Origin of the sequence: Bradyrhizobium sp. 61 (assembly GCF_023073075.1) — a bacterium.
Lineage (GTDB): Bacteria > Pseudomonadota > Alphaproteobacteria > Rhizobiales > Xanthobacteraceae > Bradyrhizobium > Bradyrhizobium barranii.
In genome coordinates this window covers 1-17,491 of sequence record NZ_JADPIU010000086.1, presented here as the reverse complement: position 1 = coordinate 17,491, position 17,491 = coordinate 1, and the positions used below count along the sequence as shown (strand labels likewise).

Annotated in this window: 12 protein-coding genes and 2 pseudogenes; 5 read left to right on the top strand and 9 right to left on the bottom strand. The window is 60.9% G+C overall.

Translation table 11 applies throughout. From position 1 onward, the window contains the following. Positions 1-116: 116 nt before the first annotated feature. The 7 genes from IVB46_RS36435 to IVB46_RS36405 form a co-directional block, all read right to left on the bottom strand. Positions 117-1,280 carry a transporter gene (locus IVB46_RS36435; protein ID WP_247344712.1) on the bottom strand — a complete coding sequence of 388 codons (1,164 nt, stop codon included), beginning with the start codon at positions 1,278-1,280 and terminating at the stop codon, positions 117-119. A gap of 156 nt (positions 1,281-1,436) precedes the next feature. Next, positions 1,437-1,859 carry a helix-turn-helix domain-containing protein gene (locus IVB46_RS36430; RefSeq protein WP_276010587.1) on the bottom strand — a complete coding sequence of 141 codons (423 nt, stop codon included), beginning with the start codon at positions 1,857-1,859 and terminating at the stop codon, positions 1,437-1,439. Positions 1,860-1,894: 35 nt separating this feature from the next. Continuing rightward, positions 1,895-3,028 (bottom strand): HlyD family secretion protein, encoded by a 1,134-nt coding sequence (locus IVB46_RS36425; RefSeq protein WP_247344709.1) that lies wholly within the window; start codon positions 3,026-3,028, stop codon positions 1,895-1,897. A gap of 108 nt (positions 3,029-3,136) precedes the next feature. Then, on the bottom strand, positions 3,137-4,573 hold the full coding sequence (locus IVB46_RS36420) for a DUF1254 domain-containing protein (RefSeq protein WP_247344706.1): 1,437 nt from the start codon (positions 4,571-4,573) through the stop codon (positions 3,137-3,139). A gap of 66 nt (positions 4,574-4,639) precedes the next feature. After that, positions 4,640-4,819, bottom strand: a complete 180-nt coding sequence (locus IVB46_RS36415) for a hypothetical protein (protein WP_247344703.1) — start codon at positions 4,817-4,819, stop codon at positions 4,640-4,642. 177 nt (positions 4,820-4,996) lie between these two features. Further along, the gene (locus tag IVB46_RS36410) at positions 4,997-5,659 is read right to left on the bottom strand and encodes a hypothetical protein (protein ID WP_247344732.1); all 663 of its coding nucleotides are present in this window, start codon (positions 5,657-5,659) and stop codon (positions 4,997-4,999) included. A gap of 100 nt (positions 5,660-5,759) precedes the next feature. Further along, positions 5,760-6,110 (bottom strand): AraC family transcriptional regulator, encoded by a 351-nt coding sequence (locus tag IVB46_RS36405; RefSeq protein ID WP_247310210.1) that lies wholly within the window; start codon positions 6,108-6,110, stop codon positions 5,760-5,762. Positions 6,111-6,448: 338 nt separating this feature from the next. Between IVB46_RS36405 and IVB46_RS36400 the strand changes: the two genes are divergently transcribed. Beyond that, positions 6,449-7,477 carry an AraC family transcriptional regulator gene (locus IVB46_RS36400; RefSeq protein ID WP_247344700.1) on the top strand — a complete coding sequence of 343 codons (1,029 nt, stop codon included), beginning with the start codon at positions 6,449-6,451 and terminating at the stop codon, positions 7,475-7,477. Between the two features lie 746 nt (positions 7,478-8,223). On the opposite strand, the gene IVB46_RS36395 is transcribed toward IVB46_RS36400, so the two are convergent. After that, entirely contained in the window at positions 8,224-8,397 is a 174-nt protein-coding gene (locus IVB46_RS36395) for a hypothetical protein (protein ID WP_247344738.1), read from the bottom strand. Between IVB46_RS36395 and IVB46_RS36390 the strand changes: the two are divergent. The 4 genes and pseudogenes from IVB46_RS36390 to IVB46_RS36375 all read left to right on the top strand — a co-directional run bounded on the left by IVB46_RS36390 (position 8,360) and on the right by IVB46_RS36375 (position 15,384). Next, positions 8,360-9,792, top strand: a pseudogene (locus IVB46_RS36390) (DUF1254 domain-containing protein). The gene IVB46_RS36395 and the pseudogene IVB46_RS36390 overlap by 38 nt on opposite strands. A 57-nt stretch (positions 9,793-9,849) precedes the next feature. Beyond that, a complete protein-coding gene (locus tag IVB46_RS36385; protein ID WP_247310214.1) occupies positions 9,850-12,492 on the top strand; it encodes an arylsulfatase in 2,643 nt (880 codons plus the stop codon). Between the two features lie 98 nt (positions 12,493-12,590). Then, positions 12,591-12,869, top strand: a complete 279-nt coding sequence (locus tag IVB46_RS36380) for a hypothetical protein (protein WP_247310216.1) — start codon at positions 12,591-12,593, stop codon at positions 12,867-12,869. A 409-nt stretch (positions 12,870-13,278) separates the two neighbouring features. Beyond that, positions 13,279-15,384 (top strand): cytochrome c3 family protein, encoded by a 2,106-nt coding sequence (locus tag IVB46_RS36375; protein ID WP_247344728.1) that lies wholly within the window; start codon positions 13,279-13,281, stop codon positions 15,382-15,384. 418 nt (positions 15,385-15,802) lie between these two features. Here the strand turns inward: IVB46_RS36375 and IVB46_RS36370 are convergent. Next, positions 15,803-17,491, bottom strand: a pseudogene (locus tag IVB46_RS36370) (EAL domain-containing protein); the annotation flags it as partial.

The following is a 17,491-nucleotide window of genomic DNA, read 5'->3' as shown; positions in this document are numbered from 1 at the left end:
CGCACTGATTTCCGAAAATGTACCGGAGACTGTCCCAATGAATCTCACCCGTCGCGCGATTTACCCTATTTCCCAGCTTCGCCCACGGGTCATGACTCCCAAACTCCGCGAACGCGCTATTTTGCGATCGTTCGTCGGCCCGGCGGCGGCGCTGCGGTATGCGGTACGGCCGGCGAAATCACAAACGTCAGCCATGCGTTCCAGCCCTCCGGCCGGTGTTCGGCGCCGAATTCCTTGTAGGCCTTCAAGTTCAAATAGCCCTGCCACTCTCCCATCGGAATAACGTAGCCGAGCTGCGGGCCGATGCCGAACACGCGCGACTCGAAGCAACCGACGCGATCTCCCGCCCCGCTGTCGCAGGAAAGCTGCTTGTAGGCATAACCCACCAAGCCAAGTTGGAACTGTTTGGTGAGGAACTGCGAGGCGCCCCAATCCAGATGCATGTCGACGCCGTTCTGATACTGGGTCGCCGTGTTCTCGAAATTGTAGGTGAAGCCGAGCACAGCCGAAAACTCGTGGCCGGTCATTGGATTGAAATAGGTGTAACCGCCGCCGCCGTCGATCGCGCCGTGGCCGATGCCGAGATTGGCCAGTCGTTGCGAGTTGTAGGCCCCGACCGGGATGTCACCGGTGACGTAGGTCATGAAGTTGTGCACCCCCTGATTCCAGCGCATACTGAACTGCGGGATCAGGTCGCCGAGTCCAGTGACGCTGTCGGTGCGACTGCCTCCGGTCGTGAAGCCGATCGGCCCGAGTGCACCGGTCAGCGTGGCGTCCACCCCAACCTTGTTGCGGCCGAACGGCACCACGAGGGCGACGGCAGCCTGGCCACCGAGCACCGGCGTTGCAAAAACGTATTGTGGAATCAGAATACCGAGATCAGCGTCCGCCTGCAGATTGGCGTTTACGTTGCCCGTGAAAGGCACATTGATGCGGCCGACCGGCACTTGGCGCGCGAAGGCAACGTCGCCGCCGGCGCTCACGGACGTATGGTAGTACATGCTGGCAACCGTGAAGCCCGGAACCTGGGGTGTTGCCGCGAGGCTGCCGAAGAAACCGGGTATCCAGAAACTGACGCCGCCTTCATCCGCGCTCGCGGGCTGCGAGAGCAATGCGATACCCCCCGCCAGTAGGACGGCCGCGAGCCGCGACGCGGAGCGCTCCGCGCGTCGGTCCAGCCGAACTTCTGCCGATCCAGCGCGCATCATGCTCGATCCCCCTTGAACGCAATCGCACCCGGAATCCCTGACGGCACCGTTGATGGCGATTGCAATGCCCATGCCTACGCCATTCTAGGCTACGCCTTCGGAGCTCCTCTATCCGCTTTTAGACAAAGCGCAAATCAGCCTGCCGTATCTCCCCGGATGTGATCGAAATACCACTCTTCAACACGATCAGCGGTAGTCCTGCGATTCGGCGGCGCGGATCGGTGCAGCTCAACCCGTGCAATTCGTGCGCTCGCCGGCCGGAGGACCGCTGTTTGCGGCCTCGGCTTCTGCAGCTGGAATCCCCCCGACCGCACGGCGCAACGTGTCAGAGGGGCTTTCGCCGAAGGCACCGCGATAATCAGCAGCGAACCGGCCCAATTGAACGAAGCCGAGGCGCATCGCCACGTCCGTGACGGTTTCTGTTCGTGCCTTCACCAACATGAGTGCATCACGCGCCTCGGTCAGGCGCAGCATCCGCAGACGATATGACGGCGTTGTGCCATGAACAGTTCGGATGGCGCGCACGAGCGTCCGTTGGGTCACTCCCATCGCTCCGGAAACATCAGACACGTGGTTGAGCTTGCCAAGATTGGTGCGGATCAGCTCGTCGAACCGGACCACAATACCCTGATAGCGCTCTCGTCCCTGCATGTTTCAACTCGCAAATCGACGCACCGTCGGCGCCCTTACAAGTAAGCCGTGTACGAGCTGATCCAGACGAGAATCGACATGATCAAGCCAATGACGCCGGCGTTTTCTGCAAATACCGTCGCGGTGCCGGGCATGCCGAGCCTGAGCTGGCTTCGGTCGAGGTCCTTGGGGATGGAATTGACCGCCGGATAGGTTTTGGCGCCATGGATAGTGCTGACGCGCGCCAGCATCCCCGAGACGGCAATCTGGCTTTCGCCCACGCCGTGCGGGATCACTGTAATCGTCGCTTCATGTATCCGGCCGGGTTCGTTGTCGAACACGAGCTTGACCCGCGCGCCGGGCTTGATGGTCGGGAATCCGTTGGGCGAGAACAGGCCGACGATGACGATATCGTCGCTTAGGATGAAGGACATCGCTGCGCGCCCCTGCACGGCGCGGTCGCCGGCGGTCAGGGACAAGAGCGTAACGACGCCGTCACCGACCGCACGGATCGTCGTCTGGTCGAGCTCCCATCCGGCATTGTCGAGCTGGGCCTGGATTTGCACGACGGTCGTATTGACCCCGCCGACCTCCGACTGCATGGCGAGCTGCGCATTCAGTTGCGCCGCCTTCGCAGCCTGCAGTTGGAATTCCACCGTCTCGTATTGGACCTGGGTGTCTTGCAGGCGGAACAGGCTCTGCGCATCCTCGCTGGTGAGCTTGCGGTAGTCGTTAAGCCGCTGCTTGTGAAAGGCGAGCTGCTTGGCCAGCCCCTCGGCATTCGCGGTCGCCTGCTCGTAGTTGGCGGTCAGCTGCTTGACCTGCTGGCGTGCCTGGGCAAGTGACGCCTCCAGCTGGTTGACCTTGTACTGGAAGGGCGCCGGATCGATACGGAACAGGACGGTGCCTGCCTTGACCCGCTCGTTCGGCTTGACCGGGATCTCGATCACCTGGCCGGACACGTTGGGCGTGACTTCCGTGACGCGGGAGCCGACGACAAAGCTGCCCGACGGCGTCAAATAGTTGAACAACGCCACGAACACCGCGAGGATGAACGCGCCGATCAGCACCGCCGCGGTGCCGGAGCCCCAACCCCATCGGACCAGCTTGAGTTTGGAAAAGATGAGCCACACCAGGACGATGTAGAGCGTCAGGATGATCAGCATGACCGGCCCCTGGGCAAATTCCATTCGCCTCGTCGCAACCCTACGGATTGACTAACCAATGGTGCCAGTCCCGCCACAAACCAGCGGCGGGGGCCGAACGCCGGTGCCGAAGCACCGGCGTTCCGTCAACATTCACTGAGCCGATAGGCCTGCCGCTGTCGTCGACTTCACCACCGGCGGCGGGTTCCATTTGCCGGTCAGTGCATCTGATTTCGGACTGTACAGGCGCATGGTAAGATTGAAGCCGCCCTTCGGAGCGGGAAGCCAGTTGGCTTCCTTGTCCTTTCCCGGACTCTCATTCTGGAAGTAGATGTCGAGCGAGCCGTCGGCGTTGTACTTGAACGGCATCCAGCTCGAGACGGCAAAGCGGTTCAGCACGTTGCCGACCTGGAATCCTTCCGGGTCGTACAGTGTAATCGACCAGAAGGCATTGACCGGTGGGGCGGCGCCCTTTTCGAAGGTGATGGTGTACTTGTTGGCGCCGTCCAGCGGCTTGCCGGTCTCGTCACCGAGATTGAGCGGATAGATGGCATCTTCCGGCAGGTTTGCACCAAGGCCCAATTGGGCGACAATGGCCCGCTTCAGATAGTAGTTGCCGTAAACACCCATGGTGTCGGTGTTCATCGACCAGCCGCTGGTCACCCGCGCCAACGTCGGCACTTTCCAGGCCATCAGTCTCTGGCCGTCCTGCGGCGCGGTCTCCAGCGCGCGCTGCAACACTGGATCGAGCTTGCCGATATCAAAGCTCTTGCCCGGCTCGATGCCGATTTTCTTCATCTGTGCGATGATTGGCTCGTCGGTAACGTGCGGTGGATTCAGCTTGAGCAACTCGGCGGCATAGGCGAAGTACACGCCGGCCGACATGGTATCGACCTGAACCTTTGGCGGCGTCTTCATGTCGACATTCGGATCCGGTTTGAATTCGACCGGGTTGGACGTTTTGCCGTAATCGGACAGCAACGTGACCTTGTAGCCGGCCTGGATCTTGTGAACGGCATCGTAGTCCGGCGGGCCGTCGGTCTTGGTGCGGCCGATGACCCACACGTAAGGCGTTGGCGCTTCGATACGTTGTGTGTCTTTCGGAAGCTTGAATTCCTCAGCAAACTTGTCGCGCAGATCCGGCCGCCAGCCCGGCGGCGTAATCAGGAACGTCCCGGCCTTGGTGCCCGTCGTCCGCCAGCCCGGCGACGCGAAGACGTCGGTCCACATGTCGAGCATCGGAAGCAGGTAGTAGCGTCCATTGGTATCCGGCACCGAGATGACCACCGGCTCCTTGGTCATGTCCAGCCAGGAGATGGAATAAAGGGTGTCGAAGTTGGAGCGGACAACACCTTTGAAATCGGCTGGCGGGTATTCCGGCACGTTGACGAACGTGTTCATCGGGCCTTTGCCAAACTCCTTGCCCGGCGCTACGTTGGTGAATTGCTTGCGGGATACGTCCATCGACATGATTGAGTAGAAATAGATATAGGCGTCTACCGCGATGGCGTGCGCCTCCTGTTCGGTGATCGCCGTGCTTTGGGCCAATGTCGGCGACACACTCGCCGCACCTACCAGGAGAGAGAGCATCAGTGTCGCAATTCCTCGAAACATGTCGAAGTCTCCTCTTGTATTTGATTTTTCCGCGTCTCGTTCTCATGAGCTGATCTTGATGACCTTCGGAATCGTCCAGCTCCGTCGATGATCGAAGGCGTCGCTGGCAAGCCAAGAATCCTCCAGGCCCTGGCGCACGCCAAGGAAGGAATCCTGGACAAAGGCTGCTCGGCCGGAACAGGCCGCCATCGTTGCCGCCAGCGCGAAAGAAAAAAGACGCATTCGTAAATCCTCGTGACTGAACTTCTTCCGTGGCTTGCTGTGCGGGACAGCCCGTCCTGTCGCTCACGGGACCCATCGCAGTTGAAGCGCCGGCTCAACCCGTGCAGACAATTACCTGCCGCCGGCTCTTCTCCGTGATCTGATCATGGATGGCGCCGCCGTGCGCTTGCCGCTTCGTCAATAGCAGGGCGGATAGGGATAATAGCCGCACGCCGGTCGGTAGTAGGGGCCATAGGCTGCAGCTGCGCCAAGGGCCGCCGCACCTGCTACAGCGGCTCCTCGATAGTAGGCGCCACGCCATGCGGTTCGGCGCGCCACGCCCGCAAATGAAAGCGGCGTAAAGGGCCTGCCGATGATGTCGATGAAAACCGAAGCCGGTCCGTCAGCCCCTGCGAGGTCGCCCTCCAGGATGTCGACGTCGAAGGTCAGCTTGTCGCCGTCGAGCTTGGGCGATTTGAGCACGACTACGGCGTCCGCCACCGACGATCCATCTTTCTTGAATCCTGACACGGTGGCGTTGGGAGGATCTTTCGCGAAGTTGTCGCTGCCGTTGCCCCAGTCCTCGACGATCCGGGACGTGAGATCGTGGCCGGCTGCACGAACCGGACGATCGGCAAACACGATCGCATTCGGCGAGATTCCCGTCAGCACTAGCTTTCCGTCCTTCAGGCTCGCGCCGCGCGAATTGAGCACGAAGAGGGAGGGCACGACTTCCGGCTTGGCCTGCCCGATGGATTTCTCGAGCGGGACATGCGGTGGCGCCGATTGCGCAAGCAGCGTCTGAGGAGAGGCAACAAATCCGGCGGCACCGACGACGATCAGAGCGGCGCGAATAGTCATGATTGTTATCTCCCTTGAAGGCGGGCATTGGCTTAACATTTCGCGCCAATTCGGATCGCGAGTCTTGCCATTTTGCGCCAAACGTCGATTTGGTTCGCAATCAATCGCGCACGGGCTGCTGCAGATCGGCGTTGCCAAGCCGTTGTCGTCGGTAGACGACCGGCTGAACCTTCATCAAGCGAACGAAGGTGCGGCTGAAGCTGCTCGCGTTTGTGTATCCCAGGAATTTCGCGATGTCCGACAAGCGCTTGTTTGGATCGGCAAGCAGGCGGCACGCAATGTTCAGGCGAATCTGGCCAAGCATTTTGCTGTGGCTAGTACCCATACGGCCGAGATGGCGCTGCAACGTGCGCGAGCTGACTTTGAGCGTACGAGCGGTACTATCAATGGTTGCGTCACCGTGTCGCAGCGATGCGACGATGGCCGCGCGGACCGCCTGGGAAGAAGGCAAACGAACTGCTCGCATCCCTGCGCAAAAGGCGCGAAGCCTTTGCTCCCTTAGGTAAAAAAGGACGCTTCAAGTTACAGGCGTTCCGGCGCTTCGTCTGGCCATCGGACGCCAATTACATCGAGGAAAATCAGTCCATCCTGGGATACCAAGGGATTGCTCCCAAAGGACAGTGCGGGAAAGACCTCACTGCCTGCTAGTGTGAGGGGCCCCCTTTCAACGGCGAGATGGTGCAATCGTAATTTTGGTGACGCATCGGATCGCGATAATCCGATTGCAGCGTGGTATTGTCTGAAATTTTGGGGAGCCCGGCGACGCGGTAATGTCTCCGGTGGAGTGCCATGAAATCAATCGTGCTGGCGCGCTGCGCCCTGCTCGTGCCTTTCGTCGACGTCCTAGATGATATCGGTGCGCCGGCCGAACGAATGCTGGCAAGGTTTGGCTTGCCTGCCCATCCGGAACAAAGGTCCAATGACTATTTCCCGCTTCTTCCGGCCGTTCAGTTCGCAGCAACAGTGCAGGCATCGCAAGGGCTGACGGATTTTGGATTTCGCGCCGTGCAGCGGCTGCAGCTCTGCCATCTGAGCGAGCAGTTTCAGGTCGCGGCTCGTCATGCGCCGACACTACTGGCGGTACTGGAAGAGCTGTGCCGCTTTGTTCAGCTCGAGGACAACTTCGTTCGCATCTGGTTGGAGCGTCACGCTGACGATGTGAGGGTTTGCAGTGCCATCGCCGGGACGAGCGGAATGCCGCATCTCGAGCACTCGCAATGGGTCCAGAACGTGATGCCGATCTACGTCGTCCGCCACTTCGCGGGGCCGGACTGGGCGCCGGCGACGATCGCGTTCGAAGCGATCTATACGCCGGATGTCGAGACGCAGGCCTGCTGGCCCCGCACCCGCTTCCGGTCAGGCCAGAAATCGTCATGGATCGACGTGCCCGTGTCACTCTTGAGCTTGCGCAACCCGAACGCCGTAAAGGACTCCGGAACAGCGCCCGTATTTCAGCCGATCGGCACCGACGTGGTATCCGCGATCAAATTGATGCTTCCGTCCTACCTCGGCGAGCGCATGCCGGATATCGCCGAACTGGCGGAGATGGCGCGGACTAGCGTCAGAAGCCTGCAGCGCGAACTGGCGGAAGCTGGGCTGACCTATTTGCGGTTGCTCGACCATGTCCGATTCGAGCGGGCCGCTGAGTTGATGCGCAAGACAGACGCCAAGATTATCGATGTGGCGCTTGCCACCGGCTACACGGACCCCGCCCACTTTACCCGTGCTTTCCGCCGCATCGCCGGGATAACACCGCGAGAGTTTCGCGACAGGCCCGAGATGAGCCGTTCCAATGACATGGCGAATAACGAGAGGTGAGAAGAATAACGAGAGGTGAGAATAAGTGCTGATCGCGATACCTGCACGCCTCTTACAGCGGAGGCGCGGCACATAGGAGTATGACGTTGCTAATAACATGATACTCGGCCTGCTAGAGTTGGTAGGCCTAATGCGGATCATGTGCGGTCGTCCGCAAAGCCTCGAGCCTAACTTTCTCTATCGCAATGCTTCATCGCGCGCCTCTTCACGTTCGCTGATGGCCCGTCGAGACCTTTGCTGCGGTTGCGCAAGGGCGGCCGGAATCAGAGCGAAGCGGACATCGACGAAGATTTATGAGTCCGCGCCTAGAGGCGGCAAGATAATGACCACGGCTGGCCCTGGTTTTTTACTTATGCTAATCTGTTTTCCGTGGAGGTAGCCGAAGCGTCACCCTTCGAAGTCGACCCTAGACTGCAAGCTTACAACCTCTAATTCCGCGTCCATTTTTCAGTTCTGCAGACGTCCATGCGGCGTTAAGTGCGGTGACATTGCACGTTTCCGTGCCACCCGCTCGCATCGAAGCGAGAGGGCTAAAGACGTCGATCGAACCTCTGTAAGGAGTCGATATAATGCGTACTACAAAATTGAATCAGATTTTCGGATCACTGGCCCTGACCACGGCGCGATGTACGCCGGCGCGTTCGGTGCGGCGGCGTATGGTGCGGCCACCCTACTGCTGTCCGGCTTGCGGGTATTATCCCTATCCGCCTTGTTATTGAGAGACCGGCAAAATGAAGCTTAGAGGATCAGCTCCGCGGGCGAGCTGAATACGTGGCGCTGAACTGGCCGAAGACCGAGATGCCTTCTATCCTGCCGGCAGGTGAAGGCACCTGGAAGCCGCCGGCAATCGTGGCCGCGCAGATGTAAGGAGAGACCGTTCCCATGAACTTCACCCGTCGCAACGTAATGATTGGCGGCATCAGCCTGCTCGCCGGCGCTCCATGAGCACGATGAGTCGGGCCGAGCTCGGTGAGCTCCTCGGCATCGGTGAGGGACTTGAGGACTTCGCGCTCGCTACCGACGCCTACATCTTCGGCTATCCGCTGGTGACGATGGAGATGACCCGCAGGGTCATCACCAACGTCGCGGCGCCCGTGGGGACAAAGGCGCCCATGGGCCAGATCATCAAGCTGCGCAAATATCCCGACGCGTTTTTCAGGGACGTGACTGCGCCAAATGCTGACACACTTTACACCACCGCGTTCCTCGATGTCGGCAAGGAGCCGTGGGTGGTCAGCATCCCCGACATGAAAGGCCGTTACGCGCTGTTTCCGATGCTGGACGGCTGGACCACGGTGTTCCAGGTGCCGGGCAAGCGGACCACCGGCACGGCCGCACAGACCTATGCGATCACGGGCCCGACCTGGAAAGGGACGCTGCCGGCCGGCGTCAAGGAGTACAAGTCGCCCACCAGCATCGTGTGGCTGCTCGGACGCATCTATTGTACCGGCACACCGGAAGACTACGCCGAAGTGCACAAGCTGCAGGACGAGTTCAAGCTGGTGCCGCTGAGTTCGTATGGCAAGCCCTACACGCCGCCGCCGGGCACGGTCGATCCGTCCCTCGACATGAAGATGGCGGTGCGCGAGCAGGTCAACCGCATGGATGCCGTGGCCTATTTCACGATGCTCTGCAAGCTGATGAAGGACAACCCGCCGACGGCCGCCGATGCGCCGCAGCTCGCCAAGTTCGCCAGGATCGGCATCGTGCCGGGGCAGGATTTCGATGCCAGCAAGCTCAAGGCGGATTTCGTCAAGCGCGTTCCAGAAATCGGTTTTGACCAGATCATGCTCCAGTTCAAGATCAACAAGGACATGAAGGACGAGAACGGCTGGGGCTTCACCACCAAGACCGGCGTCTACGGCACCGACTACCTGATGCGGGCACTTGTCACGGCCATCGGACTGGGCGCCAACCGGCCGCAGGATGCCGTGTATCCGACGTCGCTGAAGGACGCCGAGGGCCGGAAATATAACGGCGCCAACAAATACGTGATGCGATTCCCCAAAGGGCAACTGCCGCCGGCACTTGGGTTCTGGTCGGTGACGATGTACGACGCCGACTATTTCTTCGTGCGCAATCCAATCAACCGCTACTCGATCAGCGCGCGCCAGAATCTGAAATCGAATCCGGACGGCTCGACCGATCTCTACATCCAGAAGGACTCGCCCGGGAAAGACAAGGAATCCAACTGGCTTCCCGCACCATCGGGCGATTTCGTCCTGATGATGCGGTTGTACTGGCCGAGTGAGAAGAACCCCTCGATCATCAACGGATCGTGGAAGATTCCCCCGGTGAGGAAAGCCGAAGCCTGAAGCTAGGTTGCGTCGATGGATGCGTCTGAGGCCTTTGCAGAAATGGGAGGTATTGCAATGAACTCCACTCGATCTTTGGCTGCTGCGCTAACGTTCTCATTTTTTCTTTCGGCGCCCGCATTCGCACAACAAGGCGCCTCTCCGCCGGGTTCGCCTGGTGCCACGAGAGCGATAGACGGAAAGCAGCTTCCGCCGCCTGATCTGAAGTTCGGCGGCGTGATCAATGACGATGCCCTGCAGTCGAAGCCCTGGTGGTCCCCGCGCATCGTCCCGCCAAAGGGGGCACCCAATGTGCTGTTGATCATCACTGACGATTCCGGCTTTGGCGTGCCGAGCACCTTTGGCGGTGTGATTCCGACACCGAGCATGGATCGGATCGCCAACGAGGGCCTGCGCTACAATCGCATGTTCTCCACCGCTCTTTGCTCGCCGACGCGCGCCGCGCTTATCACCGGACGCAATCACCATTCGGCCGGATTCGGCGTCATATCGGAGCAATCCACCGGGTTTCCCGGCTACAACAGCATCATCGATCAGGACAAGGCCACGATCGGCCGCATCCTCAAGGACAATGGCTATGCCACGTCGTGGTTCGGCAAGGACCACAACGTGCCGGCGTTTGCGGCGAGCCAGGCGGGGCCGTTCGACCAGTGGCCGGTCGGTATGGGCTTCGAATATTTCTACGGCTTCGTCGGCGGCGACGCTAACCAGTGGCAGCCGAACCTGTTCCGCAATACCACCCAGATCTATCCCTTCCAGGGCAAGCCGCCTGGCACATGGAATCTGGTTACGGCGATGGCCGACGACGCCATCGATTACATGACACGCATGCACCAGATCCAGCCGGACAAGCCGATCTTCATCAAATACGCGCCCGGTGCCACCCATGCACCGCATCACCCGACCAAAGAGTGGGTCGACAAGATCGGCGCGATGCACCTGTTCGACGATGGCTACGAGAAGCTGCGCGAGCGCATTCTGGAGAACCAGAAGCGTCTCGCCGTGATCCCGAATGACACCAAGCTGGCGCCTTGGCCAGCTGACATACTGAAACCATGGGACCAGCTCAGCGCCGACGAAAAGAAGCTCTTCATTCGGCAGGTTGACGTATTCGCCGCCTATGCGGCCTACAACGATCACGAGATCGGCCGCGTGATTCAGGCCTTTCAGGACCTGGGAAAACTCGAAAACACGCTCGTCATCTACATCAACGGTGACAACGGGACCAGCGCCGAGGGCGGACCGCAGGGCACGCCGAACGAGGTCGCGTTCTTCAATGGGCTCAACAAGTTGCCGGCCGAAGTACAGCTCAAGTGGTACGACGTCTGGGGAACGGAGCAGACCTACAACCATATGTCGGCCGGCTGGTCCTGGGCCTTCGACACTCCGTTCGACTGGTTCAAGCAGAACGCCTCGAGGCTCGGCGGCATCAACCAGAACATGGTGGTGTCGTGGCCGGCGCGCATCAAGGACAAGGGCGGCTTGCGCGAACAGTTCGTGCACGTGATCGACGTCGTGCCGACCATTCTCGAGGCGGCCGGCATCAACGCGCCCGAAGTCGTCGACGGCATCAAGCAAGCGCCTATCGAAGGTACCAGCTTCATGTACACCTTCGATGCGACGAACGCCAAGGTGGCGTCGCGCCATTCGACCCAGTATTTCGAAATGATGGGCCAATGGGCGCTCTACAAGGACGGCTGGATGCTCAGCACCAAGGTCAATCGCGCGCCGTGGGAGGCCTTCGGCCCAGCCAACCCGGATCCGCTGAACAACCAGCTGTTCCAGCTCTACAACCTGAATACGGATTTCAGCCAAACCGACGACATTGCCGCCAAGAACGCGGACAAGATCAAGGAGATGAAGGCTCAGTTCCTTGCGGAGGCGAAGAAATACCAGGTATTCCCGATGGATGCGTCGGTGGCGGCGCGCATCGTTGCGCCGCGGCCAAACATCACCGCGGGGCGTACGGAGTTTACTTACACGCGACCGATGGTCGGTCTGCCGCAGGGTGACTCGCCCCTTCTGCTCAACACCTCGTATGTCGTCACGGCTGACATCGAGGTGCCGCAGGACGGTTCGGAGGGGATGATCCTGACCTCCGGCGGACGTTTCGGCGGTTACGGCTTCTACCTGCTCAATGGCAAGCCGGTCTGGTTGTGGAACCTGGTCGACCTCCAGCGCATCAAGTGGGAGGGGGCGGACGCGCTTGCGTTGGGCAAGCACATCGTCGAGTTCGAGTTCAAATACGATGGCTTGGGCCCGGGCACGCTGGCGTTCAACAATTTCTCCGGCGTCGGCCGCCCAGGCACGGGCACACTGAAGGTGGACGGTCAGGCGGTCGACACCAAGACGATGGAAAAAACGCTACCCATGATCCTTCAATGGGACGAGAGTTTCGACATCGGTTCCGACACGCTGACGGGCGTAAACGACGCTGACTACAAACCGCCGTTCACGCTGACCGCGAAACTGAACAAGCTGACTCTCAGGCTGGATCGGCCAAAATTGTCTCCGGAGGACATCAAGAAATTCGAGGGCGCCATGAAGGCCGCGGCGGACGGCCCGGTCTCGGAGGACCTTACCGTCGTCCAAAAGTTGGAAGCGCGGTTCGACAAGCGAGAGGACTGCCGCAAGCAAGCTGATGCGCAAAAGCTCGGTCCGATCGAACGGATTCAGTTCGTGCGAAAGTGTCTGGAGTGATGCACGGCGTAACGACTCGGAAAGGACTTTTTAGAGCCCCTTCCAACCAATCGGCTTCCGCCGACCAGATCCACGTGATGCCGCGATTGGAGGGTTTCATGAATGACTATCATGCGATGCGCGTCTCAACCGTCGTGTTGGCCGGCGCCTTGGCTCTCGGCGGAGTTTCCGCGCAAGCTGCCGGCGAGACAGTGCAAAGCATGCTCGCCGCGCAAATTCGCCTGCAAGGCTTTGTCTGCGAGAAGCCGCTTGGCGCGACGCGAGACGCGAAGCACTCCAAGCCCGATCACGCCGTCTGGGTACTCAAATGCAGTAACGCGAACTACCGAGTGAGTCGTGCGCCCGATATGGCTGCAAAGGTTCAACCGCTTCAGTAAGAGGCTTACTAATGTTCTGCGGCGGCTGCGTCCATCTGGCCCTCGAGACGAGAATCGCGCTTCACGACAGGGATCTGCGCGAGTAAGCCAACCAAGGCGTGCACGCTTGGATCGGTGGGCAGACGTGACAAAGGGATCTAGAAAGAACCGCAAGCGCGAGAAGGCGCATGCGCCCGCGCGACCGGCGGTGCCGGCCCTTTCCGCACGACAGCAGCTGGCCCCTGCTCTGCTGGGCATCGGCGGCGTCCTTCTCGTGCTGATCGCCGGAGCGCTGGCCTGGTTCGCAACATCGAACTTCTCAAACCAGCCGCTGCAGCCCTCCCCACTGTCGCTTGTCGGCAGCCAAACGTGCAGCGGCTGCCACGCGGCGGAGGCCAAGCTCTGGCAGACCTCGCAACACCGGCACGCAATGGACCATGCGACAGATCAGTCCGTGCGCGCCGACTTCGACGACGCGACTTTCGAATATGCCGGCACGCGCTCGCGCTTCTTCCGAAAGGAAAAGAAATTCCTGGTCGAGACAGACGGCCCTGACGGCAAGCTTACAACTTTCGAGGTCAAATACGCGTTCGGTGTCGACCCGTTGCAGCAGTATCTGATCGAATTTCCCGACGGCCGCGTCCAGGCCTTGTCCATCGCCTGGGACACGCGGCCAAAGGATCAAGGCGGCCAGCGCTGGATTCACCTCTATCCCGACGGTGCCATTACCCATGAAGATCCCCTGCATTGGACAAAACTGAACCAAAACTGGAATTTCATGTGCGCCGAGTGCCACTCAACCGGTGTGCACAAGAATTACGATGCCGCCAGGGACCGGTTCGCCACGACCTTCACCGAGATCAGCGTCGGCTGCGAGGCCTGCCACGGCGCGGGCTCGCAACATGTCGAATGGGCCAAGCGGAAGCCCGCGGAGCGTGACCGGGACAATGGCCTCCTCGTCCGGTTCGACGAGCGCACCGGCATTACTTGGTCAACAGAGGCCGGCACGCTGAAGCCCGTGCGCAGCGCCTTGGCACCGTCGTTGCGTAAGGAGGTCGAAACCTGCGGACGCTGTCACGCGCGTCGGGGGCAACTTTCGGAAGACTGGACGCCTGGACGGCCGCTCTCGCAAACGCATCGGGTATCGCTGCTCGACCGGCAGCGCTTCCACCCCGACGGTCAGATGCGCGACGACGAGGAAACTTACAACTACGCGCCCTTCAAGCAGAGCAAGATGTTCGCTAAGGGCGTGACCTGCAGCGACTGCCACGACCCCCATAGTGCGGCGCTGAAGGCACCCGGCGACGGCGTTTGCGCGCAGTGCCACACGCCGGCAAAGTACGAATCCGCCGCTCACCGGCGCCACGCCGACGTCTCGCCGCCGCTGGCCTGCGCTGCCTGCCACATGCCCGAGCGTCGCTACATGGTCGTCGACCGCCGCCACGACCATGGCTTCCGCATCCCCCGCCCCGACCTCTCGGTACTAACCGGCGCGCCAAATGCGTGCAACGACTGCCACCGCGACAAGCCCGCGGCCTGGGCGGCCCGGCAGATCGAGACCTGGTTCGGGCCGGAGCGGCACGGCTATCAGACCTATGCGCGCGCGTTTCACGCCGCCTGGAGCGAGGCAGCCGATGCGCAGGCGCTGCTTGCCGCGATGGCCGGATCAGGCGAAGTGCCCGGCATCGTCCGCGCCAGCGCGCTGGCCGAACTGCCCGCGCCTGACCTCAGCCTGATCCGCCGCGGACTGTCCGATCCGGATCCTCTAGTGAGGCTGGGCGCGCTCGATGGGCTGGAAGGGGTGCGGGCCGACCAGCTCTGGACAGTCGCCTCTGCGCAACTCGCCGATCCCGTTCGCGGCGTGCGCATCCGTGCTGCCGAGCTTCTTGCCTCCGTGCCCCCGTCTCAACAGCCTACCGCCGATCGCGACAAGTTCGCGCAGGCGGCGGCCGAGTTCGTGGCCGCGCAGAAATTGAATGCGGATCGGCCGGAAGCGCGCACCGCGCTCGGCAGCTTTTTCGCGCGCCGGGCCAACGCCGCCGAGGCAGAGACCGAATATTGGGCGGCACTTAGACTCGGCCCCTCGTTCGTTCCGGCCGCTATCAATCTGTCCGACCTGTACCGCCAGCTTGGACGCGACAGCGACGGGGAGCGGATCCTGCGCGAATCTCTCTCCAGATCACCGCAGGATGCTTCGCTCCGCCACGCGCTCGGTTTGACGCTCGTGCGCGAGAAGCGCACTGAAGCTGCGCTCGACGCGCTGCGTCAGGCCGCGGTGCTGGACCCCGGCCAGGCCCGCTACGCCTATGTCTATGCCGTCGGGCTGAATTCCAGCGGTCGTCGCGACGATGCTATTGCAGTGCTGCAAGAGGGCCTGCGCGCTCATCCCAACAATCTGGAGATGCTGGCAGCAGCGATGAACTTTAGTCGCGAGAAGGGCGACAATGCAGCGGCCCTGGAATATGCAGAGCGATTGGCGCGGCTAATGCCGGATGATTCCCGTTTGGGTGACCGGATCAGGGAACTGAAGCGATAGATATTCAGGTCGTACGCAGCGCGCGGCAAATCCGGAATCGGCCCGAAGCGGCCGATCCGAGATGTCTGCCATCGGGTTGCCATCGGAGGAAAAAGCGGCCTCAAAGGTTGCGCAGGAATTCAAACAGCACGCCAAGAAGAACGGCATCGCCGCCGGTCGGTTCGCGGTGTCGTGAGTACTGAACTCTTCCTCAGCGCCGCGACAGCAGGTCCTCGCGCTGAAGAGAAATGGGACAAATACATCCGCGCGAGCTCACCACGGCCCTCCGGCGGTGGACGAAGCGCTGATCGATCGGCTCGTCGCGAGCGGCATCCGTCGACGCCGGGTCTCAATGATCCGGCGCATCCGATCAAGCAACGGCGGGCACGGACGGGTGGTGAAGAGACATAGCAGCGAGCGTTGGCCCACGCTTTTGTCCTCATCGACCAACGACTTTCAGCGCAACGCAATCGCCGGTATGGGGTAGCGGAAATTCGAGATCGCGTTGGCTTTCCACTGCATGCGTGAGGTAGCGAAAGCCGGCTATATCAGCCGGTTTCCCGACCAGATATCCCTGAATTTGATCGCATCGCTCCGTGCCCAGGAAGCGCAGCTCCTCACGAGTCTCAACGCCTTCCGCCAAGACCGGCAATTTGAGCCCGCGACCGATGCCAAGCACCGCCCGAACGATTGTCGCGACCTGTTCGTTGGTGTCGACCGCCTTGATGAAGGAGGCGTCGATCTTGATCTTGTCGAACGGAAATGCCCGCAGGTTTGACAGCGACGAGTAACCGGTCCCGAAATCGTCCATTGCGATCCGGACGCCGAGCGCCTTGAGCTGACGCAACGTCGTCAGCGCCCGATTAAGATCACGGACCAGCGCGGTTTCCGTGATCTCCAGTTCAAGCCGCGCGGGGTTCAGACCGGTTTCAACAAGGATTCTGTGAACGAGCTGCGTAAACTGCGGATTATGCAATTGCATCGCCGAGACGTTGACGGCGACTCCGATCGGGTTGGTCCAGCCACTGGCTTCCGCGCATGCCTCTCTCAGCACCCATTCGCCGATCTGCTGGATCGTACCACTTTCCTCCGCGACGGGAATGAACACGGCCGGCGAGACCTGCCCGCGTTGCGGGTGACGCCATCGCAAAAGGGCCTCGAAGCCTGTGATCTCACGCGTATCGAGCCGGGCTTGCGGCTGATAGGCCAGTTCAAATTCTTGGCGGGCGATGGCGGTGCGAAGATCGTGTTCAAGCATGCGGCGATCGCGCACCTCAACGCCCATCGCGGCTTCCAAGAAGCGATAGACACCGCGGCCGTCGGTCTTTGCGCGATAGAGCGCGGTATCCGCGTGGGTGAGAAGGCCCCGTCCGTCCCGGGCGTCGTTCGGGAAAATCGCTACGCCGATGCTGGTGGAAACGAAGGAGGCCGTGGTCGATGATTCGTTTTCGATCCGCAATGCTTCAATGATATTCTCGGCGATGCGCCCCGCTACAGATGGACTGGAAAGGTTTGTCGCGATAATCGCAAATTCATCACCGCCAAGCCGCGCCATCATCTGGTTCCGATCGAGAACTGAGGTAACGCATTTTGCGATCCTTTTCAGCAAGGCATCGCCGGCGGCATGCCCGAACAGGTCGTTCACTTCCTTGAAGCGATCGAGGTCGAGGCAGAACACTGCAAACGACTGGGCGGAAGCCTGATGCGGCTCGATTTCCTTATCGAGCCGGGCGTTGAAGCTGTTTCGGTTCGGCAAGCCGGTCAAGGCGTCGTGGTGTGCCAGAAAATGAATATGCTCTTCGGCCTTCCTCCGGTCGCGCAAATCGCGGACGGCGATGGCGTGGTGAGGCTGACCGGCGAAATCGATCGAGCGAAGGATGAATTCGGCGGGAATGAATTGACCGTTGACATCGCGCAACTCCGCCTCGATCCGCTCCCTTGGCCTCGCGACCAGCTTGCGCCTGACGGACTCCTCGGGGAGGCAGATCGCAAGCGATTCTCCAATCACATCGTCCGAGGGACATAGCCCGTCAGTTCCGTCAGGCTCGAATTGATCGAAACAATCTTGTCGCCGTAACAGACCAGCAATCCCTCGGCCGACGCATCGGCAAGGCCGCGCATGCGATCG